This window comes from Asticcacaulis sp. AC466, from assembly GCF_000495815.1.
GTDB lineage: Bacteria > Pseudomonadota > Alphaproteobacteria > Caulobacterales > Caulobacteraceae > Asticcacaulis.
The window spans coordinates 1-615 of record NZ_AWGE01000053.1; the positions used below are offsets into that span (position 1 = coordinate 1).

Genomic DNA, 615 nt, shown 5'->3' on the forward strand with positions numbered 1-615 from the left:
TACCATGGAACAGGTGGATAACAAGCCGTGGTTAGGCGAAGCAATAGATCGCCGTAAGTTGAGCGAGATCGCCAAACTTTGGTACAACCTGCACGGCCAATCCCTCACAGCTGGTGAAAACACCTACAAGAAACTATGCCTTGTGATTGAAGCACTGGGCGATCCTCCTGCTACTACCTTTACAGCAAAAGACTTCGCGCACTACCGTGATAAGCGTCTGTCCGGTGAAGTCTACTTTTCCGAGAAGTGGAAGAACGGCGCAGAACCAGTCACCGTAAATCTTGAACAAAGCTACCTAAGCGGTATGTTCAGCGAGCTTGCCCGGCTTGGCGAATGGAACCAACCCAATCCGCTAGAGAACATGCGCAAGTTCACTGTCGCAGAAAAGGAAATGGCGTGGCTTACCCACGCACAAATTACAGAGCTGTTAACAGCATGCAGCAGAGGTGATTCTGATTTGCCGCTTGTGGTTGAGGTATGTCTTAGCACCGGCGCACGCTGGCGAGAAGCGGAAAACCTTACCCGGTCACAGATAACACCGCATAAGATCACCTTCATCCGCACCAAAGGTAAAAAGAACCGCAGCGTTCCGATCAGTAAAGCGCTGTACAAGAA

General features: G+C 50.6%; 1 protein-coding gene. It reads left to right on the forward strand.

Going from position 1 to position 615, the window contains the following annotated elements:
* Window positions 1-615, forward strand: a 615-nt coding sequence (locus AEAC466_RS43460) for a phage integrase (RefSeq protein WP_023460304.1), incomplete at both ends; no start/stop codon positions are given.